Origin of the sequence: Paraburkholderia adhaesiva (genome assembly GCF_021390575.1) — a bacterium.
Taxonomy (GTDB): domain Bacteria; phylum Pseudomonadota; class Gammaproteobacteria; order Burkholderiales; family Burkholderiaceae; genus Paraburkholderia; species Paraburkholderia adhaesiva.
On the sequence record NZ_JAJEJQ010000003.1, the window covers coordinates 67,771 to 93,299 of the forward strand.

Genomic DNA, 25,529 nt, shown 5'->3' on the forward strand with positions numbered 1-25,529 from the left:
AATACAGCTTGAGCCGGCGGTGGGCGGCCCCTTCATGGTGTGCCGCCCACCCGCCAGGCTGCCTTGCCCTTACGTATTCAATTCCTCGAAGATTCATGTCCCGCATCATCATGCAACCCTCGGGCAAGTCGGTCGAGTGCGCCTACGGCGACACCGTCCTGATGGCCCTCGAAAAGGCCGGCTACGCGCTGCCCAACAATTGCCGAGCCGGCGCTTGCGGCGAGTGCAAGATCAAGGTCACGTCCGGTCAGTTCGACCAGGGCATGGTCCTCGATATGGCCCTGTCCCAGGACGAACGTCGCCAGGGATACGGCCTGATGTGCATGGCCAAGCCGATTTCCGACGAATTGACCATCGAGTGGGGAACCGAGGATGCGAAGCCCAAGCTCTTTCCGCCTCGCGAGAATGCGCTCTTCGTCGTCACCGAGAAAAATACCGTCGCCGCGCGGGTCGTGGAACTGCGCTTGCGGCCGGTTGGCCAGCCGATCCGCTTCTGGCCCGGCCAGTACGTCACGCTCGGCAATCCCGGCGCGGGTATTCCCTCACGCGCCTACTCGATCGCCAACGTACCGCGCCCGGACGGCGAACTCGTGCTGCAGATCGCGCGGGCCGAAGGCGGTGTCACCAGTGCCTGGGTTCACGATACGCTCGCAATCGGCGACAGCGTGAAGCTCTCCGGCGCGTACGGGACCTTCATCGGTGACCCGGGTGTCGATACGCCCGTTCTGTGCCTCGCTGCGGGCACCGGGCTCGCACCCATCCTCGCGCTGACCGAGGCCGCATTGCGGCGCAACTTCCGCCAACCGGTGACCATGGTCATTTCCGCCCGCTCCGCAGCCGATCTGTATGCGCGCGGCTTGCTGTCCTGGTGGCGCACCAAACACCGCAATTTCGACTACAAGATCACCCTGACCCGCGAACGCAACGACGCTCACCTTCACGGCAGAGTGGACGTAGTTGTGCCGCAGATGTTCAAGGATTTGTCGAAGCACACGATCTTCGCGGCAGGCAGTCCGGAGTTCGTCAGTAGCTGCGTGGCCACTGTCAAGGCACTTGGGGCCGCACCGGAGCGTATCTATTCCGAGGGGTTCTTCGCCCAGCAGCAACCCGAAACCGCCGGCGCGAACTAGTCCGTGTTGCGAAGATGACCGTGGACCTACCGGGAACGAAGGCAAATCGCTAAACTGCGCAATTCGATCCAGAACCTCCCTGCAGAAAAGTGCTTTCCAGGATCCATCAACGCATCGACGATTTTCGCCATCAGGGCCGCGTACAGACAGGCTCCCTGGTCATTTCGGTATTCGGCGACGCCGTGGTGCCTCGCGGTGGGCGGATCTGGCTCGGCAGCCTGATCCGCCTCCTGGCGCCGCTCGAACTGAACGAGCGCCTGATCCGTACCGCCGTTTTCCGCCTGACCAAAGAAGCATGGCTGCTCGCTGAACCCTCGGGCCGCCGTTCCAACTACGCGCTCTCTCCGTCCGGCCAACGTCGCTTCGAAGACGCAGCCCGGTACATTTACGCGTCGGCCGCGCCGCAGTGGGATCAGCGCTGGCGACTGATCATGACTGTCGGCAAATTGACGCAAAAGGACCGCGACGGTTTGCGGCGCGCCATGTTCTGGCAGGGTTTCGGCTTGCTGGGAGGAGACTGCTTCGTGCATCCTGGCGCCGATATGAGCGCGGCATTCGATGCATTGATCGCCGAAGGTCTGGGGAGCGTGCTGGACAAGCTCAAACCACTCATTGCCGCCGACGTCCAGCTTGAAGGCACGGCCAATGATCAGCGCATGGTTCACGAGGCCTGGGATCTGGAGAACCTGTCGGGAATGTATACGGAGTTCGTGTCCCGGTATCAGCCAATACTTGGCCAATTGCGTGACAGCCACGACGCACTGGACGACGAAAGCGCCTTTCTGCTCAGACTATTGCTGATTCACGATTACCGTCGCCTGCTGCTGCGCGATCCCGCTCTGCCCGACGTACTTTTGCCTGCCGACTGGCCAGGCCAGCACGCCCGTCTCGTGTGCAAGGAAATCTACCGGCGCCTGCTCACTGCCTCGGAGCGCCACCTCGACAAGAACTTCCATCTGGCGAGCGAATCCACCCCTCTAGCCGCGCCCATTCTGTTCGAGCGCTTTCGCGACGCTGACCCGCTGGCCCACTGACCGGCAATCTTTGTAACTTTCGCCGGGTTGTACGCGGCATTCCGTTCGTCGCGTACGGCAACGCACTGACGATTCGTGGGGTTGTGGTCTGATCTCACCAGCGGTGCTGCTTCTGCGTGCACAGACGAAAAACCACACGGAAAACGCATACGCTGGAATGCACGATGCTTCAGAGTGGTTAACCGGATAACGGGACGCTGTTTATCCCCACACCCTGCGACGCGCGAGCCTGCCGACTGTACCGGCTACGCGTCGAAGACGGGGACGGGCTGCGATCACCGTATTCGCACGGAACATCGTGCCAGGGCCTCACGCCAAGGATTGGCATCGAGACCGGACAAGAACCGGGCACAACAACCCGGCCGGACAGAATGGGGGCTGCTATGCGAGTGACCAACTGGATCGTGGTACTGGACTGCGCTTACATGGAATATACAAGCTGGCGCGGCAAGAACGTCTACCGGCGCACGGTCGCCTATGACCGGGTCGTGTGGTGTTGAACGTAGTGTGGCGGCACGACACCACGCTCAAATCAGGATTCCGAATTAAATTAAACAAAAAAACGCGCGACGCTTCGTTCCGAGGCATCGATTCGCGACGTTACGCGCCTGAGGGCTTCAGATGACGAAACATCGAGCCCTCCCGCGCATTTCCGGAGTCCGCCACGCCAGAGCATGCGGACTCCGTACACCCGCATCTCAAACCGACTTCGACGGGCGACCGGTCTTGACCGTTTCAACCGCTGCAATCGCCGCCAGCAAGCGCTTCTCCGACGTCGATTCGAGCAACTTCAGACCGGCGCGCAGCAGTTCGCTCTTCTTCACAGCGACGCCGGCATCGAGACACTTCTTCTTGAGTATCGCAAGCTTCTCATAATCGGTCTTAGGCATCGTAAAGCTGTCGCGCACCACTTTTTCTTTCTTCGCGCTGACCTTTTTTACGCCTTCCTTTTTCTCGCGTTTGGGCTTGGCCTTCACGGCGACTTCCTCGGCAACGGCCTCCGCAGCCCTCTTCACGATTTCGGCCGCCTTCGTTTGGGCATCCACACGCTTGACACGCGTGGCGCTCTGGCGAGGCTTGACAGCCTTCGTCGCGGGCGTCTCATCGCTGGCTTCAGCGGATTTGGGGAAATGGAAAGCACTCTTCGTGGGCTTATGTACCTTCGGCGTGGTCATGTTGTTTGCTAACCCGGTTATGAAAACAGTATATACCGTATATACAATCTCTCTCACACGCAAGTAATTTCTACCCTTGACGAGCACTCGCCGCTGCACACTTTCACCGGCGATAAACCGCGCAACGGATACGAACGTAATCGCGTATGCAACGCCGTCGTCCACAAACGATGCTTCGTTCGCGAACATGTTGGCGAGCGTAATACGAATGCCAGTTCAACTGAGCTACTGCGCCTCGTCCACCACGTTCAAGGTCGTCTGACATGCGCGGTGCGTCACGCGCTGGACCCAGCGCTGCCTTTCCCCTGCGATTCGCTCTACCCATTTCGCCAAACAGCCGGATCACGGATTCACGTCAGTCAAAAACAGTAGAATCGCACGATGCAAACCTATGTAGCCTTTCTCCGTGCCGTCAACGTTGGTGGTACGGGCAAACTCCCCATGATCGAGCTTCGCGCCATGTGCGAACGTGCCGGGTTTGATCGTGTTCGCACTTATGTCGCCAGTGGGAATGTCGTCTTCCAGAGCGCGTTTCCGGAAACCAAAGTCAAGGTCACACTCGAACGCGCGCTTCAGGCGTACGCAGGGAAGCCGGTTGGCGTGATGGTTCGGACCGGAGCGGAAATGGCCGGGATTCTCAAGGCCAATCCGTTCGGCGCTGCGCCTCCAGACCGGACCGTTGCGATCTTTCTCGACGAAGCACCGCCTGCAGATACGCTCACGAATGTAAGTGGATCCACGACCGAAGAAATTGCGCTCGGCAAGCGCGAAATCTACGTGCACTATCCGGAGGGAATCGGACGATCGAAGCTGAAAATCGCTGCCGCCAGGACGGGAACCGCGCGCAATATGAATACCGTCGCCAAACTGGCTGAATGGACTGCGGAATAAACTGACGTTTCTCTCTGTGGCGTCGCGCTGGTGTTCGGCGCGGCATTCATCCACCACTTGCGCTTGCGCAGCCAACGCGTGCTGCTTTCACGATCGCGCGGCAAGGCGCCAGCGGATCAGAACTTGTGCTGGAGATTGACGGACGCGCCGACGTCGTGCGAGTGGCTCAGCACTGGTAGACGCGCACTGGCAGAAACGCGCCAGTCGTTGATCAACATGGCAAGCCGGCGATGGGGGTGCTCCGCTTCGGGCGCGGTGTCGTCGGTCAGCTGGAACCGGTCGAGCAGGGAGATAGTGGGGGCCACCTTACCGAGGCCGCGGCTTGCGGAAAGTGCCGCTTGCGCCTCCGTTTTGAACGGCTGCTGGTATCCCGCATAGGATGATCCTGCCTGCCGCTTGAAAGGCTCACTTGCCGCGACTGGCGCGGAGTAGAAGTCGGACGGATTAAATGCAGCTTCGGCGTCGCGAAAAGACGAATACTGCATCGTGTAGTGGAAGATGTACTGGCTGGGCTCGGGGATGGGCGGAACGACTTCGATCGGTGCCATCGGCGGAATGGCGGCAATAAGCAGATTGCTGTACGCGCCATCCGCCCCACCCGCCAAGGCGATACCACTCACGGCAAAGCATACCGCGCCCGCTAACAAACGCGGTTCGCGCCGACCTATCGAAAGCATGATTTCCATCCCACAAGGAATAAAAACATCACACTTCTTGAGAGGGTATACCGTGCCTGGCGACGGAAAGGCTGCGGTCCACGAATGCGATCGTCTGCACGACGACCAGCGGACCCATGCCGTGGCAATGCCGGGTACTTGTTATTGGTTATAGTCGAATCCGACAACACCGCCAAGCAGATCGACAAGAATGCCACTCGCCTGCCATCGTACGAGAGCGGCTGTATGCATTAACGTGTGACAAGACTACGGCAATTGCGTTATGCCCTTCTCAGCGCCCGCGTTCCGCAATGCCTGCGCCACTCGTTGTTTGCCAGATCAATAAATAAATGGCGCACAACCAGGCGCGCCAATTGCTGCGCGACTCTAATTGCCGGACGTACAACGTGCTGTCGAAACCTCTGCAGATCGCGGTCTTCCGGAAGATAGCTCGTGCGAAGTCGGCCGCCAGCCTGAACTGCACTTCCTGAAGCACGCGAGATAAATTCCCCGCGCATAATCGAGCGCGATAAGCACGATGAATTCACAGCGAGTCTCTCTGCCTGCAAAAACATAAGTTCGATTTATTCAATTTGCAGACCGGAAGCGCCAGAGGCCACTCTCGTCAGCTTCTCCCCCGCGCGCAGCATTTGCACGCGCCAGCTTGACCTCGGGGTCACGCGTTTTCGCGCGCGGCGTATGTATCAACCTTCGTCGATTCGATGCATTCGATCGCCTCGACAGCCCGACGCGTTGCGAGACCGCGTGTCGCCCATCTCACCATACGTGCGCTTCGACGCAATCAGTCATGCAGATCAGTTCACGGTTAAGAAACGCGCTTCGTCCGCTCAGTTCGATGCTTTCACTTTGCTCAGAGTTCTCCAGTTCGTAGAGTTGCCAAAATACGATTTCGCAGCCCGCGTGCTTCCCGAACGGCGCAGGAAAACGCAGCGCCCATTCAAGCGCTTTCTCACGCGATCGCACGTGAATAAGCGTATAGCCCGCAATCAGTTCTTTCGTTTTGGCAAATGATCCGTCGATGACCGTGGGCTTGCCGTCGCTATACCGCACGAGCCAGCCGCACGAACTCGGCTTGAGCCCCGACGCATCGAGCAGCACGCTCGCTTTCGCCAACTCCTCGTGGTACGCGGCCATTCCCGCGAAGATGGGATCGCCACTGTGCATTTCGCCCGATTCGCTCAGAGCGTTCGCACGCACCATGATCATGAATCGCATCGCTCAATCTCTTCGTTTTGAAGTTCGACCAGGTGACACCGTCCGGTGCAGTCAACATCTCAACACGCGAGCTGCGTGTGGGTCGACATCCGGAATCAAACTACTTTGCTGACGATGAGAAATGCACGGGCAGCCGCCGCCGATCGGGCGGCTCCGTAGTGAACTGCGTGCGGGAAATAGATGCAAGGCAGCGTCGGGCAAATAACGCCCTGCCCGGCCGTGGACGGCCGACCGATGCGTATCACCCAGATGAAAGAAAACATCAGCGCTAAACGGCTTCGCAGCAAGCCGCGCCCCCGCAACATCGCGGGATTTCCCCAGGCTGACACACCCCGGTTTCCAGCATTAAATAAATCAACGTGATTTATTTAATGCTGGAAGCAACGCCAGCACCCTCGTCTGGAGGAGACACGTGAGAAGTCCGCATTTCGGCCAGGGCAGCAACTCGGCCAATGTCCGCCGCTTCAACGAGCGCCTGTTGCTACAGGCGTTGCGTCGCGCCGGGCAGGCATCGAAGGCGGACCTCGCGCGACTCGCGAATCTCACGAGCACGGCGGTCGGCAGCATCATCACGTCCCTCATCGACAGCGGACTTATCGAGGTCACCGGCCGCCGCCTCGAAGGCCAGCGTGGTCAGCCTGCCTCGCTGCTGCGGCTCGATCCCCGCGGCGCGTTTGCGATCGGCGTGCGGCTCGATCGCACCAGCATCGAAACCGTGCTCGTCAATTTCGCGGGCCACATGATCGAGCGCCGCTCACACGACATGCTGCTGCCCCAGCCCGCCGTGGCGCAGCAAATCGTACAGCGCGATATCCACGATCTGCTCGCGCGGCTCGATGCTGACGAACGCAGCCGGCTCGCGGGCATTGGTGTGGCACAGCCGTACAACCTCGGTGCGTGGCTGCGTGAGCTGGACCTGCCCACCGATACCTTCCGGGCCTGGAACGATGTCGATTTCGCGGGCGACCTGAGCCACGCGCTCTCGCTGCCCGTGTTCAGCGAGAACGACGGGAACGCAGCCGCGATCGCCGAACTGTTCTACGGCTGCGGCCGCCAGCGCGATGACTTCATCTATCTGTTTCTCGGTCCCGCAATCGGCGGCGGCATCGCCATCGATGGTGACTGCGTGCGCGGCCTCAGCGGCAACGCAGGTGATTTCGCCGTGATGCCAGTGCCGCCGAGCCGCCTGCCGTCCGCACCGCAACCACCGGGTCAGTGGGACATTCTGCTTTCACGCGCGTCGCTGATCGCGCTGCGGCGGCATCTGCGCTACTGCGGCGAAACGGTGGAGAGCCTCGCCGATCTGGAGGTGCTCATCGCGCGCGGCCATCCGGCAATCGAGGCGTGGCTCGACGATTGCGTCGATGCCCTCGCGCCCGCCCTGCGCGCATCGCTGTGCGTGCTGGATGTGCCGGCCGTCGTGCTCGACGCAGACGTGGACGCCGGCCTCATCGACACGCTCATGCAACGCCTGCGCGTGGCCGTGGCCGCGACAGCGCCCGAGGCGCGTGGCACACCGACGATCGTGCGCGGCACGTTCGGTCGCGACGCGGGCGCGCTGGGCGCGGCCACGTTGCCCATGTTCTACAACTTTTCGCCGCGCGCAGGCATCCTGATGGGCGCCAGCGCGCAGACCCAGGAGGTGAGCCATGTCGCGCCCTGAACTCCCGCGTCCAATACTGGAAATGCGCGGCATCAGCAAGACGTTTCCTGGCGTGCGCGCGCTGGACAACGTGAGCCTGTCCGTGCGCCCAGGCGTTGTCCATTCGCTGATGGGTGAAAACGGCGCGGGCAAATCGACGCTCATGAAGATCCTCTCGGGCGCCTATGAGGCCGATCCCGGCGGCGAAATCCTGATCGATGGCCAGAAGGCGCAGATCGACGGACCACTCGCCGCGCGCGAACTCGGCATTGCTGTGATCTACCAGGAACTGAGCCTCGCGCCCAATTTGAGCGTGTCTGAGAACATCCACGCGGGGCGCGAACTGCGCCACGGCCGGCACCGCTGGGGCACAGTCGATCGCAAGGCAATGGAGCGCGACTGCCAAGATGTACTCAAGCGTCTCGGCGCGAAGTTTGGACCCGGCACGCTCGTAGGCTCACTTTCGATTGCCGAATGCCAGCTTGTCGAGATCGCTCGCGCCGTTCACGCGAAGGCACGCATCATCGTGATGGACGAACCGACCACGCCGCTTTCGTCGCGTGAGACGGAATATCTATTCAGCCTGATCCGCCAGTTGCGCGAGGAAGGCATCGCGATCATCTACATCAGCCATCGCATGGCCGAGGTCTACGAGTTGTCCGACCGCGTCTCCGTGCTGCGCGATGGCACGTATGTCGGCACGCTCGAACGCGATGAACTGAGCGCAGAGCGTCTGGTCGGCATGATGGTGGGCCGCGACATCTCCGGCTTCTACAAGAAAGCGCACGCACCCTACGATCCGGGCGAGGTCGTGCTCCGTGTGCGCGACGTGGCGGACGGTCGCCGCGTGCGCGGCTGCAGCCTCGATTTGCATACTGGCGAAGTGCTCGGCATCGCGGGACTCGTCGGCGCAGGGCGCACCGAACTCGCACGATTGATCTTCGGCGCTGAACCGCGCGTAAGCGGCGACATAGCCGTCGACGGTAAAACGCTGCCCGGCCACACGCCGCGCGATGCGATCGACGCGGGCGTCGTCTATCTGACCGAGGATCGCAAACATCAGGGCCTCTTCCTCGACATGAGCGTGCGCGACAACGTCAACGTCGCCGTGTGCGGACGCGACGCGCGCTTCGGCGTGCTCGACCGCGCACGAGGCGCCGCACGCGCAAGCGAAGCGATCCGGTCTCTATCGATCCGCGTACCCAATGCGCGCGTGAATGTGGGCACCCTCTCAGGCGGAAACCAGCAGAAAGTGCTCCTCTCGCGCCTGCTTGAAACACGCCCGCGCGTGCTGATCCTCGACGAACCGACGCGCGGCGTGGATATCGGCGCAAAGTCGGAGATATACCGGATCATCAACGAACTGGCGAGGTCCGGCGTCGGCATCATCGTGATTTCGAGCGAGCTACCCGAGATCATCGGTGTGGCCGACCGCGTGATCGTGATGCGCGAAGGCGTCTTTGCTGGCGAGCTGGGCGGCTATACCGGCAAGCCGATCACGCAGGAAGCCATCATCGAGCTGGCCACCGGCTCGCATTCCGCCTTGGGCGAGGCAGCCTGATTTCACCCGAACACGAGCGACGTTCATTCAGGAGTACGACATGCGAAACCTCATTCCGCGCCATGGCATCGCTGCTGCACCGGCGCAACCGGGCGCCACTGCGCTCGACGGCCATCGCGCACGCATGAAGTCCTTCTTGCGGACCGCCGGCATGCTCCCCGTTCTCGTGCTGCTGTGCGTGGGCTTCGGCTTGCTCAACGACGGCTTTTTCACGCTCGAGAATATGTCGATCGTCACGCAGCAGGCGTCCATCAACATCGTTCTGGCCGCCGGCATGACGTTCGTGATCCTGACTGGCGGCATCGACCTTTCCGTAGGCTCGGTGCTCTCCGCCGCGGCCGTCGCGGCAATGCTGGCCTCGAATATTCCGGGCTGGGGCTGGCTCGGCGTGCCGGCCGCGCTCGCGGTGGGTCTCGCGTTCGGCGTAGTCAACGGCGCACTGATCTCGCTGTTGCGTCTGCCGCCGTTCATCGTCACGCTCGGCTCGCTGACCGCCGTGCGCGGCGTCGCGCGCCTCATGGCACACGATACGACGATCTTCAATCCGCAACTGTCGTTTGCGTTCATCGGCAACGGTACGCTCTTCGGCGTCCCGTGGCTCGTCATCATTGCGCTCGTCGTCGTGGCCGGTTCGTGGTTTGTGCTTCGCCGCACCGTGCTCGGCCTGCACATCTATTCCGTGGGCGGCAATCGCGAAGCCGCGCGCCTCTCCGGCATCAAGGTGTGGGGCATCGAGTTGTTCGTCTATGCCGCGTCAGGCCTCCTCGCCGGCCTCGGCGCCGTAATGTCCGCCGCCCGCCTCTATGCCGCCAACGGCCTGCAACTGGGTCAGTCTTACGAACTCGACGCCATCGCCGCAGTGATTCTGGGCGGCACGAGCTTCGTCGGTGGCGTCGGCTCGATCATCGGCACGCTGATCGGTGCACTCATCATCGCGGTGCTCACGAACGGTCTCGTGCTGCTGGGTGTTTCGGACATCTGGCAATACATCATCAAGGGGCTCGTGATCGTCGGCGCCGTAGCGCTCGACCGGTATCGCCAACGCGGATCCGCGCGCACTTGAACACACGCAAGCACACTTCTTCACTCGCAAAGCATGCTGCCCGCTGACCGGTCAGCGCAACAGACGGGCGCAAGCGGTCCTCTTGCGCCCGCGTTGGATAACAGGACCTCTCAGGAGACATCCGCCATGTTCAAGAAGAAGGCCGTCCTCGCCGTCGTTGCGCTCACGTTCGGCTGCGCGCTGCAAGTCGCGCACGCCGCCGACAAGGAGCTGAAGTCCATCGGCATCACCGTAGGTTCGCTCGGCAATCCGTACTTCGTGACGATCGTCCAGGGCGCCGAAGCGAAGGCAAAGCAGATCAACCCGAACGCGAAGGTCACGGCCGTGTCCTCCGATTACGACCTCAACAAGCAGTTCACGCAGATCGACAACTTCATTTCGGCGCACGTCGACATGATCCTGCTGAACGCCGTCGATCCGAAGGCCATCGAGCCCGCCGTGCGCAAGGCGCGTGCGGCCGGCATCGTGGTCATGGCCGTGGATGTGAGCGCCGCCGGCGCGGACGCCACCGTGCAGACCGACAATGTGAAAGCGGGCGAACTGTCCTGCGACTACATTGCGAAGAAGCTCAACGGAAAGGGCAACGTGATCATCGAAAACGGGCCGCAGGTGTCGGCGGTGATCGATCGCGTGAACGGCTGCAAATCCGTGCTCTCGAAGTCGGGCTTCAAGATTCTCTCTGACGACCAGGACGGCAAGGGTTCGCGCGACGGCGGCATGAACGCGATGCTGGGCTACCTCACGCGCTTCCCGAAGGTTGACGCCGTCTTTGCAATCAACGACCCGCAGGCGATCGGCAGCGATCTCGCCGCGAAGCAACTGCATCGCAGCGGCATCGTGATTACGTCGGTGGACGGTGCGCCCGACATCGAAACGGCGCTCAAATCCGAGACACTCGTTCAGGCTTCGGCGAGCCAGGACCCGTGGAAGATGGCACAGACCGCAGTGACCGTGGGGCACGACATCATGAACGGCAAGAAACCCGCCAATCCGATGATCCAGATGACGCCGCAACTCATCACCCGCGACAATGTGAACAGCTATAAGGGCTGGTCGTCGCCGCACTGAGAAACCGCGTGACCGGCGCACGGCGGGCCGCGGCCCGCCTCACTGCGCCGAGGTCACTGTCGCCCCCGGAAACGGCTGGCTGCCGAGCGTTCGATACCACTGGGCGAACGCGTCGGCGGTCATCGCCCTGGCGTACAGATGGCCCTGAACGAATGCCACGCCGCGAGCGCACAGATAGTCGAACTGCGCCATTGTTTCGACACCCTCGCCCACGAGCTGCGCGTCGAGCGAAAGTGCGAGATCAATGATGGCGTCGAGCACGACGGCGCGGGTCGTCCCCGGCTCGATCGTGAGAACGAAGCCGCGGTCGATCTTGAGAAAATCAAAGGGAAAACGCTCGAGGTACGTGAGTGAGCAATAGCCCGTGCCGAAGTCGTCGATTGCGACCTTCACGCCTCTGTCGCGCAGCGCCTCCAGATTGCACTGTGCTTGCTCAGTATTCTTGATTAACGTGCGCTCGGTGATTTCCACGATTATCTGTGGCCGGTTTTTGCCTACGGCTTCTTGCAGCGCGTACACATCATCCGTTAGCTTTTCTGAAGACAGGTGTTCCGGCGATAAATTGATCGAAAGATGAAATCCCGGCGGCACGTTCATCGTCGCAAAGTCGCGCGCAATCAGCTTGAGCAAATGCTGCGTGAGCGGCACGATCACATGCTCGTCCTCGGCGGCGGCGATGAATTCGCCGGGCCGCACCTCGCCGATCCCGGGACGCACCCAGCGTAACAACGCCTCCACGCCGTCGCAGTGACCCGAGGATACGCCGTAGAGCGGCTGATATTCGACGTGGAATTCGTTCGCCCGAATACCGCGTAACAGCTGCTCGCGCCGGGACGCCCGGCTATTCTGCAAGCGCCAGACGAGCCAGACGAGCAGTGCCGATAGCGCGATCGCCCACGGCATATTCCTCAAGATCAATTCGACCAGCGCCTCGCGCCACCGCTCCCGCAGTCCGTATATACGCAGTTCGAAAGCACCGCTCGCCAACACCTTTCGCGTGTTGACCAGCAACGAACGTTCGTCGAGCGGCGTGGTCAACTCCGCCCCGTTGAGCGGCGGACTCGCTGCGAATCGCAGCTCTACTTGACGATACATGTCGAGCGGTGCAGCAGCGTGCATCAGATCTAGCAGATAGCGGCCGTCGATCACCGCCGCAACGGTGCGACCGCCCGCTGCCGGCTCACCGACAATGAGCGCCTGGCGCTCAGGCACCACCGGCGTCGTGCCCACCAGTGCCATCCATTCGCCGCCCGGTGTGCGCCGGATATCTGGCACCAACGTCGCAAGCGGGATAGATTCTTTCCCACGCGCAGAGGAACAGGTAACGACGTCGCCAGCGATGATGATGATCGAGCGCACATACGGCGCCGTAGCCGCCGTCACCGTCAGTTCGGGAAATAATTTCTCGCAGGGATAGTCCGCGCGAGGCACGACCGTGAACGTGGCGGAACGTGCCACCTCGACGATCGCACTCACCTCGCTCACGATGATATTCGCGGCAATGGCGGCCTCGCGGCGCACGTTGCGCTCCGCCGCGTAGTAGCAGATCACAACGCACACCAGCAGCGGTGCAAGAGCCGCGAGAGTCAGCACCAGCAGACGTTCCCTGCGCGTCAGCGGGGACCGCAGGTCGGACGACGCATCGGGCAAGCCATCCTCCACATCGGGCCCGCGGTATCGCGAAGTAACCGCTACCGCGCGCAACGGGTCGGGGTCATTACGGTCGCCATCAGACGCCTTTCGTTTCCGTGTGCGCGTCCGCGGCCATTGCTGCGAAGTAGTGCCAACATACACCAACGCCCGCGAACGCTCCGGCTGGGAGCCGGTCCTGCCAACCATCGTCTGCAAACATGCGGCATGCCCCCGTCAGGCACACTCGATACGGTTGCGCCCATTCTTCTTCGCACGATAGAGCGCGAAGTCGCTGCGCGAGAGGGCGGCTTCGGCATTCGCGTCCTCGGCGGTCATCTCGGTGATGCCGATACTCACGGTAAGCGCGACCGGCCCGGCGTTGCTCGCGAGCGGCTGCTCCGCAACATGGCGCTGGATTCGCTCGGCGACCACGCGCGCGCCTTCGACGCTCGCCGCACCGATCAGCACCGCGAACTCCTCCCCGCCGATACGGCCAGCCACGTCGCCCGCTCGCAGGTACTTGCGCAGGATATCGGCGAAGTGGCGCAGCGCCTGGTCGCCGACCGCGTGACCCCAGCAGTCGTTGATCGACTTGAAGTGATCGAGGTCGCACATCAGCACCGCCGATGGTGCACCGCCCACGCGGCGCAACTGCGAAAGCTGCGCTTCAAGTCGGGTCATGAAGTGCCGGCGATTCGAGAGGAGCGTGAGGCCGTCGGTCGTCGCGAACTCGTGCAGTTCCGCTTCGATGCGTTTGCGCTCGGTGACGTCCGTGATGAAGCCGTGCCAAACCGTGACACCGTTCGCGAGCCGCTGCGGTTTTGCATCGCCCTGACGCCATCGCAGACCCTGCGTCGGCAACTGGACACGGTATTCGAGGTGCCATGGCTGGAGATACTGGGCGGAATGCGCGAACGATGCGTGCCATGCGTCGAGGTCGTCGGGATGGATCAGCGCGTCGATGCAGGATCCGTCCTGCGCGACGGCTTCCGGCGTCAGTTCGTAGATCTCGGCAATCCCCGCGCTCGCATACGGAAACGACAAACGCCCGTCCGGCAAACGGCAGCACTGAAACACCAGCCCCGGCACTTCGTTGGTGAGATTCGTCACAAGCGTCGCGCTCTCGCGCAACCGCTCGGCCATTTCGCGCATTGACGTGATGTCGGTCGTCGTGCCGACCATGCGCAGCGCGCGGCCTTCGTTGTCGCGGCTCATCACCTTGCCGCGGCTGCAGATCCACTTGTAGCGACCGTCCTTGCAGCGGATACGGTGCTCGACTTCGTAACTTTCGGTGCGGCCTTCGAAATGCGCCTGCATCGCCGCCTTCACGTAGTCGACGTCATCGGGATGCAAACGTTTGTAGCTGTCCTCGATGCGGCTCGTGAGCTCGTCGTCGGTATAGCCGAGTATGGCCTTCCAGCCCGTCGAATACTGGATTTCGCCCGTCACGACGTCACGATCCCAGATGCCCGTGCCGCTGCCTGCTATCGCGAGCGTAAGCAAACGTTCTCGTGTGCGCAGCGCATCGACTTCATCGCATTGGGTTGCGGCACACACCTGCTGGTCCACCAGCGCCGAGGCGATGCGCGCGAAGTCATCGAGGCTCGCACGTTCGGCCTCGCCAAGTTCACGCGGTGCGTAGTCAATCAGGCACAGACTGCCGATGCTTTCCCCCGTTGCGCGGCGCAACGGCCACGAGGCGACGAAACGCAACGGCAAGGCGCTCGCTGTCAAAAGGAAGGTGTGCCATGCCGGGTCAGCACTCGTGTCGGCCACGACGAGCGGCTCGCTCAGCCACGGCGCGCCGCTTGCGTCCTGCAGGCTGCGCAGCGCGTCGCGCAACGGTGCATCGAGTCCCGCGCCGCTCCAGCGCCCACTGGATTCGCCCGGTATCACGCAGGCTGCCGCCACGCCGAAATGGCGCTCGGCCAGCCTCATCAGCCCGTCGAGCTGCGAGTCGGGTCCGGCCGCCACCGCCGCGAGGGCGGCACGCGGCGCGGGCGAATCGGCCTGTGCGTCGACGGGTGACGGGGTAACGGGCATGCCGGGTATCTGTCAGAGGGAACGAGCGCCTAGTATATAGCGCACATATCGCTCAAAGATGGCACTTCGTGGAATGGTGCCTCGACAGTGTTGCGCGGCAGGCGAAACGCTCACGGCTGCACGCTCGTTGCGAACGCGTGAGCCACGCAGCACGACGAATTGCCGTTAGCGCTATCGCGCCCGTATCCATGCCGCGGCTTCCCACCCGGATGCCGACGCTCTGGCTCAACCGCCCTTGCCTGCGGTCAACTGCGCGTAGACATCGTGCGACACCTGCAGCAACACGTTACGGTCGATGCCGCCCGAGACTGCATAGCCAAAGTCGCCGTCGACCCAGTAGAACACGTTCACCGGGCCGTCCTGATACAGCTTGAACGCCGTGGTGTTCGAACTGACCCGACGACGCGAGATGGCAAGGGTGATCCGCTCACCGCGGGCGTTGTGATACATGAAGAGCGCGACCTGGCCGCCGTCGTCGCTGGGCATCAGCCGCCCGCCCGCCAACGTGAAGCCGCTCTTTTCGAGCATCGGCGGATGAACGTCCGTGCCGAGGCGGTTCGCCAGCCACTTAACGAAGTCCTGCTCCCGCGCGCTGCTGCTCATGTTGTCCGGGCGCACGACGTCGGGCATATAGACGACGTGCGCGATCGCCACATGGCGTGCGAACAGTTCGCTGCTGTCGGCGCTAACCGGGCGAATATCCGCGCCGCCCGTCGAAGACGACATCACGTTCGCCCCGTAGTGCGTACCCCAGCCGATACCAACGCCAATCACGAGCGCCGCCGCCAACCCGGCGAAACGCGGCCAGTTCGCCGCCTCGCGCTTGCGGCTGGCCTCGGGCACGGGCCGCAAGCGCGCCGGCACGGGCTCGTCCAGCACGCGGTCGTAGCGCTCGTGCAGCTGCGTGTTCAGCGAAAAATAGCCGCTCACGCGTTGAGCGAGATCGGGATTGCGCTCGAGTTCGCGCTCGACGTTCGCGCGGCGTTCTTCGGCCAGCGTACCGTCCACGTAGGCGTGGATTTCGTCTTCCGTGACAGGATTCATTTGATCGCTCATCGCACCACCTTCAGGTTCGCTCGCGGGACAGCACCGGCCATGAGCGCGCGCAGCCGCTCACGCCCCCTCGACAGACGCGACATCACCGTGCCGACCGGAATGTCGAGGGCCAGCGCCACATCGGCGTAACTCATTTCTTCGAGGCCCACGAGCAGCACGACTTCGCGCTGTTCCGCGGGCAAGCGCTGCAGCGCGTACTCGAGATCGCGGACTTCCAGCGTGGCCGACTGGTTCGCCGGGACAGCGTATTCGGTCTCGGGAACGCCCTCGTCATCGACCGACACATGCACACCGCGCGTCGACAGTTTGCGCACCTGGTTCACAAAGATGTTGTGCATGATCGTGAAGAGCCAGGCGCGCAGATCGGTGCCGGAGCGAAACAGTTCCGTGCGCCCGAGCGCACGCTCGAGCGTGTCCTGCACCAGATCGTCGGCCAGTTCCCGGTTGTTGATCAGCGCACGTGCGTAGCGTCGCAAGCGCGGCACGTGGTCTATCAGTTCGTCACGGATGTCCATGTTCCATTCCCGCCAGCTTGCTCCACGCCGTTCGTGTGACGGCGGCCACTGCTTGCGCCCGCCATCGTCGCTATGTCCGCTGCGCGCATCAGTTCGCGCGTGCCCGCAGTGCCCGCGAGCACGAAGCGCGTGCCGTGCGCGGACCAGCCGATCAGCCGCAGCGCACCGATCCGCCGCGCACTCCACTGTGGTTCGTTTTTGGCGAACCACGCTCGCGCGCTCAGCAATACGATCTTCTGCCCTTGCGCATTCTCGTAGACGTAACGTCGTGCAAGCGCCAGCGGCCCGAGATCCGGCGCGCCGCGCGCAATGGGACGCAGGCCGGCTGCATTCAAATCGAAGGGCGTCGACGGTACGCCCGCCGTGCTCGTGAGTGCTTCCCCGGCGGGGACGCTAGTCGCCTCGATCAACGCCATGACCGCGGCGTCGTTCAGCATTTGCGACGTCGCCTCCGACGTCGCGAGCCACGCTGTTGCCACGCCGGCCAGCGTGACCAACGTAAGGGCCGCAAGCGAGGCACGCCGCCAGCCTGGGCGCCGGAACGTGGGCGCTGGCGTCGGATCGGCTTGGAAACGCGGAAATACGCGCCGCATCAGGACATTCAGGTCACGATAGAAGAGGATGCGCCGCCATTCGCCCGGCTGCATCGCCAGATAGCGCCGCACATGGGCAGCGCGCTCGCCCACGACCGAACCGTCAGTGTATGCCTGGATATCTGCCTCCGACACCGGCGGGTGTTCTAGCGGCCCCTTGAGAATCATGATCTTTCGACCGTGCGTGGTTGGGATAGTGGGCTAACACGCGGTGGGGGGTTCTATTCCAGTCACATGCGGCTCCTGCACAGCAATTTTGGCCGTGGTCGCCAGTGGTACGCCGCCAAAAGTATGAGGTTTTTTGAAAAGATAAGATCTGGATGGATGCGGACGATGCTGAGTTTCATGCGTCCGCAAAGAGATTCTGTAATGTGATCTGTCCGGAGAACAAATGACAAACCTGACCAGGGCACTGTTCGGCGACGAACAGGGGCAGATGAAGCAGAAAATCGGTTCGCTCTATGCGCTGCTTGTGGCGTTCAATGTCGGCGCGTGGGTGTGGGCCTTTGCTGCCTTCCATCACTATCCACTGCTGATGGGGACTAGTCTGCTTGCGTGGTCATTTGGTCTGCGTCATGCGGTGGATGCGGATCATATCGCCGCCATCGATAACGTGACGCGCAAGCTGATGCAAGCCGGACGGCGACCGATTTCGGTGGGCCTCATGTTTTCTCTGGGCCATTCGACGATTGTCGTGCTCGCCTCCATTGGCATCGCTGCGACAGCGCTTGCAATGAAGAGCCGTATGGACGCTTTCAAAGACGTGGGCGGGGTGATTGGCACGCTGGTATCGACGTTCTTTCTGTTTGCGATCGCCATCATGAACCTGTTCATCCTGAAAGCCGTGATCGCAGCATTCCGGCGCGTGCGGCGCGGAGAGCCCTACGTCGACGAGGACCTCGACATGCTGCTCGCCAGCCGGGGTTTCCTTTCCCGAATTTTCCGTCCGCTGTTCGGACTCATCACGCGAAGCTGGCACATGTACTTTCTCGGCTTCCTGTTCGGTCTGGGCTTCGACACGGCGACCGAAGTCGGACTGCTCGGCATATCCGCTGCGGGCGCTGCTCAGGGCATGCCGATCTGGTCGATACTTGTGTTCCCGGTGCTGTTCACGGCAGGCATGACCCTGATTGATACGACGGACAGCATCCTCATGCTCGGTGCCTACGGTTGGGCATTCGTAAAGCCTATCCGCAAGCTCTACTACAACATCACGATCACTTCGATTTCGGTCATCGTCGCGCTGGTCGTAGGCGGCATAGAAGGGCTTGGGCTGGTTGGCAAGCAGCTTCAATTTTCTGGCCCGTTCTGGGATGCCATGGGCAAGCTGAACGACAACTTCGGATTGGTCGGTTTTGTAATCGTCGGTGTGTTTATCGTGTGCTGGCTTTGCTCCGTTGCCGTCTACCGCTGGAAGCGATTCGACGAACTGGAGGTTACGTCGGGTCAGACCTGAAGCTGCGGCAGATCGAGCTACATTCTCCGACCAACGTAACGTTTGCGAATATCGGCAGACATACGGCCACACGGTGCCTGTGTCTGCGTCGGGTCGACTGCGGAAATACGTGGTCGACGTGCGGCATGTCCCCCGACTGCAAACTTCGATTTCCGGGTTCGGCCATCTCCCGCCATTCGCCCGAGCTCCTTCCTTGACCAACGAATGACCGCTGGCACTTCAAAAATGTGAGCGGCAGCGTACAGACACGATGTAACTCTGAGTTGCGGAATTGTGATGCGGCCATAGTCCCGTTAGCAAAAGTAGTAGCCAAAGCACCGCCGTTTTCAAACTTCAGCGCGCTCTCTCGTTGACCGCTCGCGTTGCCGAAAATCCAGTATTCGCAATCCCCTACGCCGGACGCCGAGTGTGTCCCACGTCTTCGACTGAGTCGGTTGACTCCCGGCGGAAAGCCTTTGACACTGAAAACCGTTTCAAAATGACGCGACGCGCAAGCGCGCAAGCGGTTACCGTAAAAATGCAGCGGCCGTGTAAAGCAATGGAATCGTTATGGCACGGCGTCAAAGTCTCCCATTAAGGAGGGTGACATGGCATGGATTGAGTCCGACTACTTCGTGACAGGAACGGGTGCCACTGCCATGGCATTCGTCGACACCTTGCTCACCGAGTCACCCGATGCGCGAGTCGTGATGGTGGATCGCCACCACCGTCCCGGTGGCCATTGGAACGACGCCTATCCTTACGTGCGGCTGCACCAGCCGTCCGCCTGGTATGGCGTGGCATCGCGCGAACTGAGTGACTGGTCGCATGAAGCGACGGGCTTTAACGAAGGCATGCTTGGGCTTTCCTCAGGACCCGAGGTTCTCGCGCATTTCGAACAGGTGATGAAACAGCGCTTCATTCCCTCTGGCCGCGTGCAGTGGTTCCCGAAATGCGAACACGTCGCGAGCGACGGCCGCACGCACCGCTTCCGCTCGCTCTTGACCGGCGCCGAGCACGAGGTGCGCGTGCGGCGCAAATGGGTCAACGCCACGCACGCGAGAACCGAGGTTCCGTCCACTCACCCGCCAAAATACAGCGTGGCCGCGGGTGTGCAATGCATTCCCTGCAACGAGCAGCCGAAGGTAACGCGGCCCTACTCGCGCTATACCGTCGTCGGCTCCGGAAAGACCGGCATGGATGCGTGCATCTGGCTGATTGAGAACGGTGTACCGCACGAGCGCATCCGCTGGATCATGCCGCGCGACGCCTGGGTGATGGACCGTGCCAACATGCAGCCCGGCCCGACCGGCTGGCAGCGCTATTTCCAGAACAACGTGGTGCAATTCGATGCGATCCGCGAGGCACGCGACGTCCCCGACCTGTTCCGGCGACTCGAAGCGGGCGGCGCGCTAATGCGAATCGACGCTGCCGTCGAACCCACGACCTACCGCTGCGCACTCGTTTCGCGCGGCGAGATGGCCCAATTGCGCAAGGTTGGTGAAATCGTGCGGCTGGGCCGCGTGCGCGCGATCGAGCCGTCGCGCATCGTGCTGGAGAAGGGTGAACTCGCCGCCGATCGTGACACGCTGTACATCGACTGCACCGCCTGCGCGATCCAGCCGCCGCCGGACGTGCCGGTGTTTCAGGATGAAGCGATCAACCTCCTGATGGTCCGCTTTTGCCAGCCGCTCTTTTCGGGCAGCGTGATCGCCTGGGTCGAAGCGCACCTGGAGAATCTGCAGGAACAGAACGCGATGTGCACGCCCGTGCCCATTCCCGAATTGCCGATCGATTTCCTGCGCATGTGGCTGCCGACTCTCGCCAATGCAGCGCGCTGGCAGCAGAACTCCAACCTGAGCGCCTGGCTCAGGCAGTGCCGCCTCAACGCGCAGGTTGTGGTGCTCAAAGGCGTGGCGGTGGACGCTGCCGCGCAGGACCTTCTCAAGGCCGTCAGCGCCAAAGCTTTCGATGCGACGCAGCGCATTCCTCAATTGCTGGCAGCAGCGGAGGCAGCGTGAGCGCCCCCCGTGAGGTGCAACTCGAAACGCTACAGGTCGGCGCCATCCGCATGCGTGTCGCGCTGCAGGGCGATGGGCCGCTCGTGGTGTTTTGCCATGGATTTCCGGAGTCGTGGGTATCCTGGCGCGCGCAAATGGCCGCGGTCGCCGATGCGGGCTACCGCGCCGCGGCACCGGACATGCGCGGCTACGGCGGCACAGACGCGCCGGCCGACCCTGCCCAATACACGATGCTGCACCACGCAGGCGACATGGTGGAACTGGTCAGAGTGCTCGGTGCCGGTTCGGCGGTGATCGTGGGCCACGACTGGGGCGCGCCCGCAGCCTGGACCAGTGCGCTGCTACGGCCCGATGTTTTCCGAGCCGTCGTCGGCATGAGCGTGCCCTATGTTCCGCCCGCGAAGACCGACGTGCTGACGGCACTCGAGCGGCAGGGCGTGACGACCTTCTACATGCAGTACTTCGAGCAGGAGGGTGTGGCGGAGGAGGAGCTTCAGGCCGATGTAGCGGCGACGCTGCGCCGCGTCACGTTCAGCATGTCGGGCGACGGCCCGGGCCGCATGGTCGCAGGCGTGCTCACGCCGGGCGCCCGCTTCCTCGACACCACCGTCGACCCCGATGTATTGCCGGATTGGCTTCTTCAGGATGACCTCGATTATGTCGTCGACGAGTTCCGACGCACCGGATTCCGTGGTGGGTTGAACTGGTACCGCGCGATCCGCAGGAGCGCGGAACTGCTCGCCCCCTGGTATGGTTGCCCGATTCGTCAGCCATCGCTCTTTATCGGCGGCTCGCGCGACGATGTACTCAAATTTCCCGGCATGCAGCAGCGCGTCGCTACGTTGCAGCAAGTGCTGCCGGGGTTGCGCGGTGCCCACGTGCTCGAAGGCGCGGGCCATTGGCAGCAGCGCGAACGCGCCCCGGAAGTGAACCGGTTGCTACTCTCCTTCCTGAACGAACTCGATGGGTGAGCTGCACAATTGCGCGGCACGATGCCCCGCATGGGGCGGCGGTCGGGAGGATGGCCAATCGATTGTTGATCGATCAACTCGACCGGGTGGACGACGACTAACTTTGTGTAGCGGGTCGCAGTGGGCCGCGTCTGAACGGCGGTTCAGGATGGTCTTGTGCATCAATCGCCAGACAAGATGAGCAAGGCGCTGCGTCGGGCAAACATCATCCAACTGCACCCCACCAAACGCTTTGACCGCCCAGTCCACCACTTCTGTACCAATCGCTCACTACAGGAGAACAAAACATGGCGATGAACCGACGTACCTTTTCGACCGCCGTAATTGTGGGCACCGCAAGCGTTCTCGTGTCAACACGCGCGATTGCGATCCGCTCTGCGCCGGTGAAAGCACGCAATGTTGTTCTCGCGCACGGCCTGTTTGCGGACGGCTCATGCTGGCTGGATGTCATTGCCCGGCTACAAGCTAAAGGAATGAATTGCACAGCCGTGCAAAATCCTCTGACGACCTTGCCCGAGGCGGTGACCGCCGTTACCCGCGTGCTGGATCGACAGGACGGTCCGACGGTCCTCGTAGGCCACTCCTTCTCCGGGATGATCGTCACAGAGGCCGGCGTTCATCCAACGGTCTCCGCGCTGGTCTACGTGGCGGCACGAGCACCGGATGCCGGCGAGGACTATACGACACTTGCAAAAACCTACCCTGCGCCACCGGCGTCAGCCGGCATTGTCTTTGACGGCGATGAGGGGCGCCTCACCGAGGCCGCATTCCTGCGTGACTTCGCCGGCGACCTTCCGGAAGAACGGGCCCGGACGCTGTACGCGGTTCAGGAGCCGTTCCACAAGGCCTTACTGGCGGGAAAGACGACTAATGCCGCATGGAGATCGAAGCCCAGCTTTTACGCTGTTTCCACGCAAGATCGTACGATCAATCCAGATCTTCAACGCTTCATGGCCAAGCGTATGGAGGCCAGAACAATCGAGGTGAAGTCAAGCCACTTGTCGTTGATTTCACATCCCGATGAGATCAGTGGACTCATCCTGGAAGCTGCCGGACAGTCCGCCTGACCTGCAACGAAAAAATTAGAAAATAGATGGCGGCACCTTGAAAATGCATGCACGTTCGAACTGGAAACCGAGCTTCAGACGCAAGACCAAACATCTGAATCAATCTACCCGTGGGTCTGAACGGCGAATGCTACTTTCCGCATCGCGGCCCCAAAGCGGTTTGTGCTATTCGGTCCCGGCGATAATTTTCGTCGCAGCGAGTAGCGCCCCGGCAAGGGGCAGCGCATCCAGGTTGTTTTGCGAAAGTTTCTAGCGAAATCGTTCGGTGCATTAAGCGAATGGCCGATTTCAGTTTCAGATCTGCCGTCAATACGTTGCGCGATCGAACGTCGGCATAGGATCGATCGAGGCCGACCGCATCGACCGGTTGAATCCACGGCCAGTAAGCGCCCTTCACCTGGAACGCAGCCCAGTCATTCCGGCGGCAGCGCCCTGGAAACGGCCAGTCTATCGGCTGATCTGGTACAAATTCTGGGGCTGCGGTGCGCAGCTCCATCCGTGCGATCCCGTCGCAGTAGGTGCGTTTTCGCCCGATGCTTGTGCCCGCCCGCCAACTCTGTCTAACCTGCCCGCTATTCCAGGCAAGGGGGCGCAGCCAGACAGGGCCGCATCGCTTCGCCCGCAGAACGGGCCGACTGGTGAAACAGTTACAAGAAACCTATTGACGCTGGTCCGCACCGCGGGTACCCTTCGATCCGAAGTTCAAGAAGTTCGATTGCTGTTCATCAATTGCTCGCTCCTCAGCGGTATTCGTTGTCCTCTCCCTCCTTGAAGCTTCACGCACTCTTTAATAGAGTAAATCTTCGTATTTTTTCTCAAGGATTCTTCATGGATACCGGCACCGTTAAGTGGTTCAACGACAGCAAAGGCTTTGGCTTCATCACCCCGGACAAGGGCGGCGACGACCTGTTCGCTCACTTCTCCGAAATCAGGAGCGACGGCTTCAAGACGTTGGCTGAAAATCAGAAGGTGAGCTTCGAAACGAAGCAAGGCCCGAAGGGGCTGCAAGCGGCTAACATCAAGCCGCTGTAAATTTGAAGGGCCCGGCCTCCAGCGATGGACGCCGGGTTGCAGCGACACCCTCGCGGAGCTTTGGCTCCCTCAGTTGGCGCGACCACTCCTGGTTGGCATCTGTTTATTGAGCAGCTTGCCAGGCGCCATACGCCTCGTTGCACCTCATTCTCCCCTCAGGCTTCAACGCCATTTTTCGCTTTTCGACCGCTTCAGAATTCGGCTCGAATGGCATTGAATCGGCGCACCCGTGCACTTTTCGCGCGGGACGTGCGCACTTAAATATCATTAAAATTAAAATGCAGAACAAACCAGTTCAACAATACAACGGCTATGCCGTCCAACCCTCGACGCATCGTTTGCCCGACGGTAGTTTTTCATCCAACGTTCTGCTCGAACGCATCGACAGCGCGCGAGCCGAAGGCCGCTACTGGTTCTATTCGCTCGATTACTTCAAGAGTGAAGAGCAAGCGTTGCAGCATTCGACCCGCTGGGCGCGCAACTGGGTCGATACGCGCGGTTAAAGACGACGCTGCAGTTCGAAAGTCCCAGCGCCTCTGAGGCATCAGGGCGGGTGCGACAAAGCGCGCCCAAATATCACGCGCGATCCCGAACTGCGCATCGTCTGCACGGATGGCTGACAACGCCCCTTCCTTCTGGCCCCGCCACTATCGGCGGGGCAGATGGCGGCCTTCGGTTACAATGCTGCATTAACCCGCTTCGCACAGCACGCGAAAAGACGCGTGTTGGTTAGTCGCGAATCTTCATTTGTTTGTTAGTCCAGAGAGACCAGCGATAACAGCGCTGGCTGGACTGCACGCCCCGAATCACATCGGACCGGTATTGCGAGCCGCCGCGTCCGACCAAACCCCTCGCGTACCTGATTCGCCGACCGGACATGGCGGTGTCCATGATTCCCAGGACGTGAGGGCTGCCCAGCAAATTTCATGCTTCCCGCTACCGCGCGAGCGCGTGTCGAACGACGCACGCGGCTTCTTCCTCCACGCGGCATCCGAGCGCATGTCCCGCCAATTGATCAGGAACCTTGAATGGCCAAAGAAGAACTGCTGGAACTCGACGGTATCGTTGAGGAAGTGCTGCCAGACAGCCGCTACCGCGTTACGCTCGACAATGGCGTGGTGGTAGGAGCGTATGCGTCCGGTCGTATCCGCAAGAATCACATTCGCATCCTTGCGGGCGATCGGGTAACGCTGGAACTCTCTGTGTACGACCTGACGAAAGGACGAATCAATTTTCGGCATAAGGATGAACGGAGCGGCGGCGCAACGCAAAACGGCGCATTTCGCCGTCGTTGATGGCGCGATACGCGACCGTTAGCTGTGACCCTTACCTGTGCCACGACGCTGCGCGCACATCCACATCACCATTCGCCATTGCTTCCTGATTCCAACAAAGGAAAAAAGTTGACTACCGTAATTCTGAAACCCGACGAGCCTGTGGAAGTTGCATTGCGCCGTTTCCGTCGCGCGATCGAGCGCACCGGCTTGATTCCGGAGCTGCGTGCCCGGACAGCCTATGAAAAACCGACCGCAGAACGCAAGCGCAAAAAAGCTGCTGCAGTGGCACGCGTGCGCAAGCAGATCAAACGGTCGTTGCCGCCGAAAAAGCGGTACTGACCGGGCAGCCATGCTGGAGCGGCCGTCTCGTGCCCAGCCGGTGTCTTGCGTAACCTCCGCATGGGTAATCGTTTCTGATCTGGGCCGAGTGG

General features: G+C 61.7%; 23 protein-coding genes. 15 read left to right on the forward strand and 8 right to left on the reverse strand.

All coding sequences use genetic code 11. The features are described 5' to 3' along the window. Nucleotides 1–110 precede the first annotated feature (110 nt). Both L0U80_RS24340 and paaX read left to right on the forward strand, forming a co-directional pair. Nucleotides 111–1,130, forward strand: coding sequence for a 2Fe-2S iron-sulfur cluster-binding protein (locus L0U80_RS24340; RefSeq protein ID WP_267954966.1), 1,020 nt, complete (start codon nt 111–113; stop codon nt 1,128–1,130). Nucleotides 1,131–1,219: 89 nt separating this feature from the next. Further along, the gene (gene paaX, locus L0U80_RS24345; protein ID WP_233871760.1) at nt 1,220–2,164 is read left to right on the forward strand and encodes a phenylacetic acid degradation operon negative regulatory protein PaaX; all 945 of its coding nucleotides are present in this window, start codon (nt 1,220–1,222) and stop codon (nt 2,162–2,164) included. A 698-nt stretch (nt 2,165–2,862) separates the two neighbouring features. On the opposite strand, the gene L0U80_RS24350 is transcribed toward paaX, so the two are convergent. Then, nucleotides 2,863–3,339: a hypothetical protein gene (locus tag L0U80_RS24350; protein ID WP_233871763.1), complete on the reverse strand. Its 477-nt coding sequence runs from the start codon at nt 3,337–3,339 to the stop codon at nt 2,863–2,865. A gap of 381 nt (nt 3,340–3,720) precedes the next feature. Between L0U80_RS24350 and L0U80_RS24355 the strand changes: the two genes are divergently transcribed. Further along, nucleotides 3,721–4,230: a DUF1697 domain-containing protein gene (locus tag L0U80_RS24355; protein WP_233871766.1), complete on the forward strand. Its 510-nt coding sequence runs from the start codon at nt 3,721–3,723 to the stop codon at nt 4,228–4,230. 116 nt (nt 4,231–4,346) lie between these two features. Here the strand turns inward: L0U80_RS24355 and L0U80_RS24360 are convergent, their stop codons facing one another. Together L0U80_RS24360 and L0U80_RS24365 are read right to left on the reverse strand one after the other, a co-directional pair. Then, nucleotides 4,347–4,916, reverse strand: coding sequence for a hypothetical protein (locus L0U80_RS24360; RefSeq protein WP_233871769.1), 570 nt, complete (start codon nt 4,914–4,916; stop codon nt 4,347–4,349). A 747-nt stretch (nt 4,917–5,663) separates the two neighbouring features. Continuing rightward, nucleotides 5,664–6,122 carry a YciI family protein gene (locus tag L0U80_RS24365; RefSeq protein WP_233871772.1) on the reverse strand — a complete coding sequence of 153 codons (459 nt, stop codon included), beginning with the start codon at nt 6,120–6,122 and terminating at the stop codon, nt 5,664–5,666. 412 nt (nt 6,123–6,534) lie between these two features. Here L0U80_RS24365 and L0U80_RS24370 point away from each other — a divergent pair, with 412 nt between their 5' ends. From L0U80_RS24370 to L0U80_RS24385, 4 genes are all read left to right on the forward strand, one after another. Continuing rightward, nucleotides 6,535–7,785, forward strand: coding sequence for an ROK family transcriptional regulator (locus L0U80_RS24370; protein WP_233871775.1), 1,251 nt, complete (start codon nt 6,535–6,537; stop codon nt 7,783–7,785). After that, entirely contained in the window at nt 7,772–9,325 is a 1,554-nt protein-coding gene (locus tag L0U80_RS24375; RefSeq protein WP_233871779.1) for a sugar ABC transporter ATP-binding protein, read from the forward strand. The genes L0U80_RS24370 and L0U80_RS24375 overlap by 14 nt, the downstream gene beginning before the upstream one ends. Before the next feature lie 40 nt (nt 9,326–9,365). Then, a complete protein-coding gene (locus L0U80_RS24380; protein WP_233871782.1) occupies nt 9,366–10,388 on the forward strand; it encodes an ABC transporter permease subunit in 1,023 nt (340 codons plus the stop codon). A gap of 126 nt (nt 10,389–10,514) precedes the next feature. Then, nucleotides 10,515–11,456: an ABC transporter substrate-binding protein gene (locus tag L0U80_RS24385; RefSeq protein ID WP_233871785.1), complete on the forward strand. Its 942-nt coding sequence runs from the start codon at nt 10,515–10,517 to the stop codon at nt 11,454–11,456. Nucleotides 11,457–11,495: 39 nt separating this feature from the next. Here the strand turns inward: L0U80_RS24385 and L0U80_RS24390 are convergent, their stop codons facing one another. The 5 genes from L0U80_RS24390 to L0U80_RS24410 form a co-directional block, all read right to left on the reverse strand. Then, nucleotides 11,496–13,049, reverse strand: a complete 1,554-nt coding sequence (locus tag L0U80_RS24390) for an EAL domain-containing protein (protein ID WP_233871787.1) — start codon at nt 13,047–13,049, stop codon at nt 11,496–11,498. 273 nt (nt 13,050–13,322) lie between these two features. Next, a complete protein-coding gene (locus L0U80_RS24395) occupies nt 13,323–15,131 on the reverse strand; it encodes a sensor domain-containing diguanylate cyclase (protein ID WP_233871790.1) in 1,809 nt (602 codons plus the stop codon). A gap of 225 nt (nt 15,132–15,356) precedes the next feature. Then, on the reverse strand, nt 15,357–16,187 hold the full coding sequence (locus L0U80_RS24400) for an anti-sigma factor family protein (RefSeq protein ID WP_233871793.1): 831 nt from the start codon (nt 16,185–16,187) through the stop codon (nt 15,357–15,359). After that, the gene (locus L0U80_RS24405; RefSeq protein ID WP_233871796.1) at nt 16,184–16,702 is read right to left on the reverse strand and encodes a sigma-70 family RNA polymerase sigma factor; all 519 of its coding nucleotides are present in this window, start codon (nt 16,700–16,702) and stop codon (nt 16,184–16,186) included. The genes L0U80_RS24400 and L0U80_RS24405 overlap by 4 nt, the downstream gene beginning before the upstream one ends. After that, nucleotides 16,681–17,463: an anti-sigma factor gene (locus tag L0U80_RS24410; protein ID WP_233871799.1), complete on the reverse strand. Its 783-nt coding sequence runs from the start codon at nt 17,461–17,463 to the stop codon at nt 16,681–16,683. Before L0U80_RS24410 ends, L0U80_RS24405 begins: the two co-directional genes overlap by 22 nt. 223 nt (nt 17,464–17,686) lie before the next feature. Here L0U80_RS24410 and L0U80_RS24415 point away from each other — a divergent pair, with 223 nt between their 5' ends. The 8 genes from L0U80_RS24415 to rpsU all read left to right on the forward strand — a co-directional run bounded on the left by L0U80_RS24415 (nt 17,687) and on the right by rpsU (nt 25,437). Next, on the forward strand, nt 17,687–18,751 hold the full coding sequence (locus L0U80_RS24415; protein ID WP_233871802.1) for a HoxN/HupN/NixA family nickel/cobalt transporter: 1,065 nt from the start codon (nt 17,687–17,689) through the stop codon (nt 18,749–18,751). 587 nt (nt 18,752–19,338) lie between these two features. Next, a complete protein-coding gene (locus L0U80_RS24420) occupies nt 19,339–20,751 on the forward strand; it encodes a hypothetical protein (protein ID WP_233871805.1) in 1,413 nt (470 codons plus the stop codon). Next, nucleotides 20,748–21,722 (forward strand): alpha/beta fold hydrolase, encoded by a 975-nt coding sequence (locus L0U80_RS24425; protein ID WP_233871808.1) that lies wholly within the window; start codon nt 20,748–20,750, stop codon nt 21,720–21,722. The genes L0U80_RS24420 and L0U80_RS24425 overlap by 4 nt, the downstream gene beginning before the upstream one ends. 287 nt (nt 21,723–22,009) lie before the next feature. Next, nucleotides 22,010–22,789, forward strand: a complete 780-nt coding sequence (locus L0U80_RS24430; protein WP_233871811.1) for an alpha/beta fold hydrolase — start codon at nt 22,010–22,012, stop codon at nt 22,787–22,789. Nucleotides 22,790–23,617: 828 nt separating this feature from the next. Next, nucleotides 23,618–23,821 carry a cold-shock protein gene (locus L0U80_RS24435; protein ID WP_028225987.1) on the forward strand — a complete coding sequence of 68 codons (204 nt, stop codon included), beginning with the start codon at nt 23,618–23,620 and terminating at the stop codon, nt 23,819–23,821. A gap of 278 nt (nt 23,822–24,099) precedes the next feature. Beyond that, nucleotides 24,100–24,324 (forward strand): hypothetical protein, encoded by a 225-nt coding sequence (locus L0U80_RS24440; protein ID WP_233873796.1) that lies wholly within the window; start codon nt 24,100–24,102, stop codon nt 24,322–24,324. A gap of 525 nt (nt 24,325–24,849) precedes the next feature. Next, nucleotides 24,850–25,116, forward strand: a complete 267-nt coding sequence (gene infA, locus L0U80_RS24445; RefSeq protein ID WP_233871814.1) for a translation initiation factor IF-1 — start codon at nt 24,850–24,852, stop codon at nt 25,114–25,116. A gap of 108 nt (nt 25,117–25,224) precedes the next feature. Then, nucleotides 25,225–25,437: a 30S ribosomal protein S21 gene (rpsU, locus tag L0U80_RS24450; RefSeq protein ID WP_124613076.1), complete on the forward strand. Its 213-nt coding sequence runs from the start codon at nt 25,225–25,227 to the stop codon at nt 25,435–25,437. Nucleotides 25,438–25,529: the final 92 nt, after the last annotated feature.

Coding starts and splice junctions, on each gene's coding strand:
- L0U80_RS24340 (WP_267954966.1), top strand. CDS start 111: ATGCAACCCTCGGGCAAGTCGGTCGAGTGCGCCTACGGCGACACCGTC.
- L0U80_RS24350 (WP_233871763.1), bottom strand. CDS start 3,339: ATGACCACGCCGAAGGTACATAAGCCCACGAAGAGTGCTTTCCATTTC.
- L0U80_RS24355 (WP_233871766.1), top strand. CDS start 3,721: ATGCAAACCTATGTAGCCTTTCTCCGTGCCGTCAACGTTGGTGGTACG.
- L0U80_RS24360 (WP_233871769.1), bottom strand. CDS start 4,916: ATGGAAATCATGCTTTCGATAGGTCGGCGCGAACCGCGTTTGTTAGCG.
- L0U80_RS24365 (WP_233871772.1), bottom strand. CDS start 6,122: ATGCGATTCATGATCATGGTGCGTGCGAACGCTCTGAGCGAATCGGGC.
- L0U80_RS24375 (WP_233871779.1), top strand. CDS start 7,772: ATGTCGCGCCCTGAACTCCCGCGTCCAATACTGGAAATGCGCGGCATC.
- L0U80_RS24380 (WP_233871782.1), top strand. CDS start 9,366: ATGCGAAACCTCATTCCGCGCCATGGCATCGCTGCTGCACCGGCGCAA.
- L0U80_RS24385 (WP_233871785.1), top strand. CDS start 10,515: ATGTTCAAGAAGAAGGCCGTCCTCGCCGTCGTTGCGCTCACGTTCGGC.
- L0U80_RS24395 (WP_233871790.1), bottom strand. CDS start 15,131: ATGCCCGTTACCCCGTCACCCGTCGACGCACAGGCCGATTCGCCCGCG.
- L0U80_RS24400 (WP_233871793.1), bottom strand. CDS start 16,187: ATGAGCGATCAAATGAATCCTGTCACGGAAGACGAAATCCACGCCTAC.
- L0U80_RS24405 (WP_233871796.1), bottom strand. CDS start 16,702: ATGGACATCCGTGACGAACTGATAGACCACGTGCCGCGCTTGCGACGC.
- L0U80_RS24410 (WP_233871799.1), bottom strand. CDS start 17,463: ATGATTCTCAAGGGGCCGCTAGAACACCCGCCGGTGTCGGAGGCAGAT.
- L0U80_RS24415 (WP_233871802.1), top strand. CDS start 17,687: ATGACAAACCTGACCAGGGCACTGTTCGGCGACGAACAGGGGCAGATG.
- L0U80_RS24420 (WP_233871805.1), top strand. CDS start 19,339: ATGGCATGGATTGAGTCCGACTACTTCGTGACAGGAACGGGTGCCACT.
- L0U80_RS24430 (WP_233871811.1), top strand. CDS start 22,010: ATGGCGATGAACCGACGTACCTTTTCGACCGCCGTAATTGTGGGCACC.
- L0U80_RS24435 (WP_028225987.1), top strand. CDS start 23,618: ATGGATACCGGCACCGTTAAGTGGTTCAACGACAGCAAAGGCTTTGGC.
- L0U80_RS24440 (WP_233873796.1), top strand. CDS start 24,100: ATGCAGAACAAACCAGTTCAACAATACAACGGCTATGCCGTCCAACCC.
- infA (WP_233871814.1), top strand. CDS start 24,850: ATGGCCAAAGAAGAACTGCTGGAACTCGACGGTATCGTTGAGGAAGTG.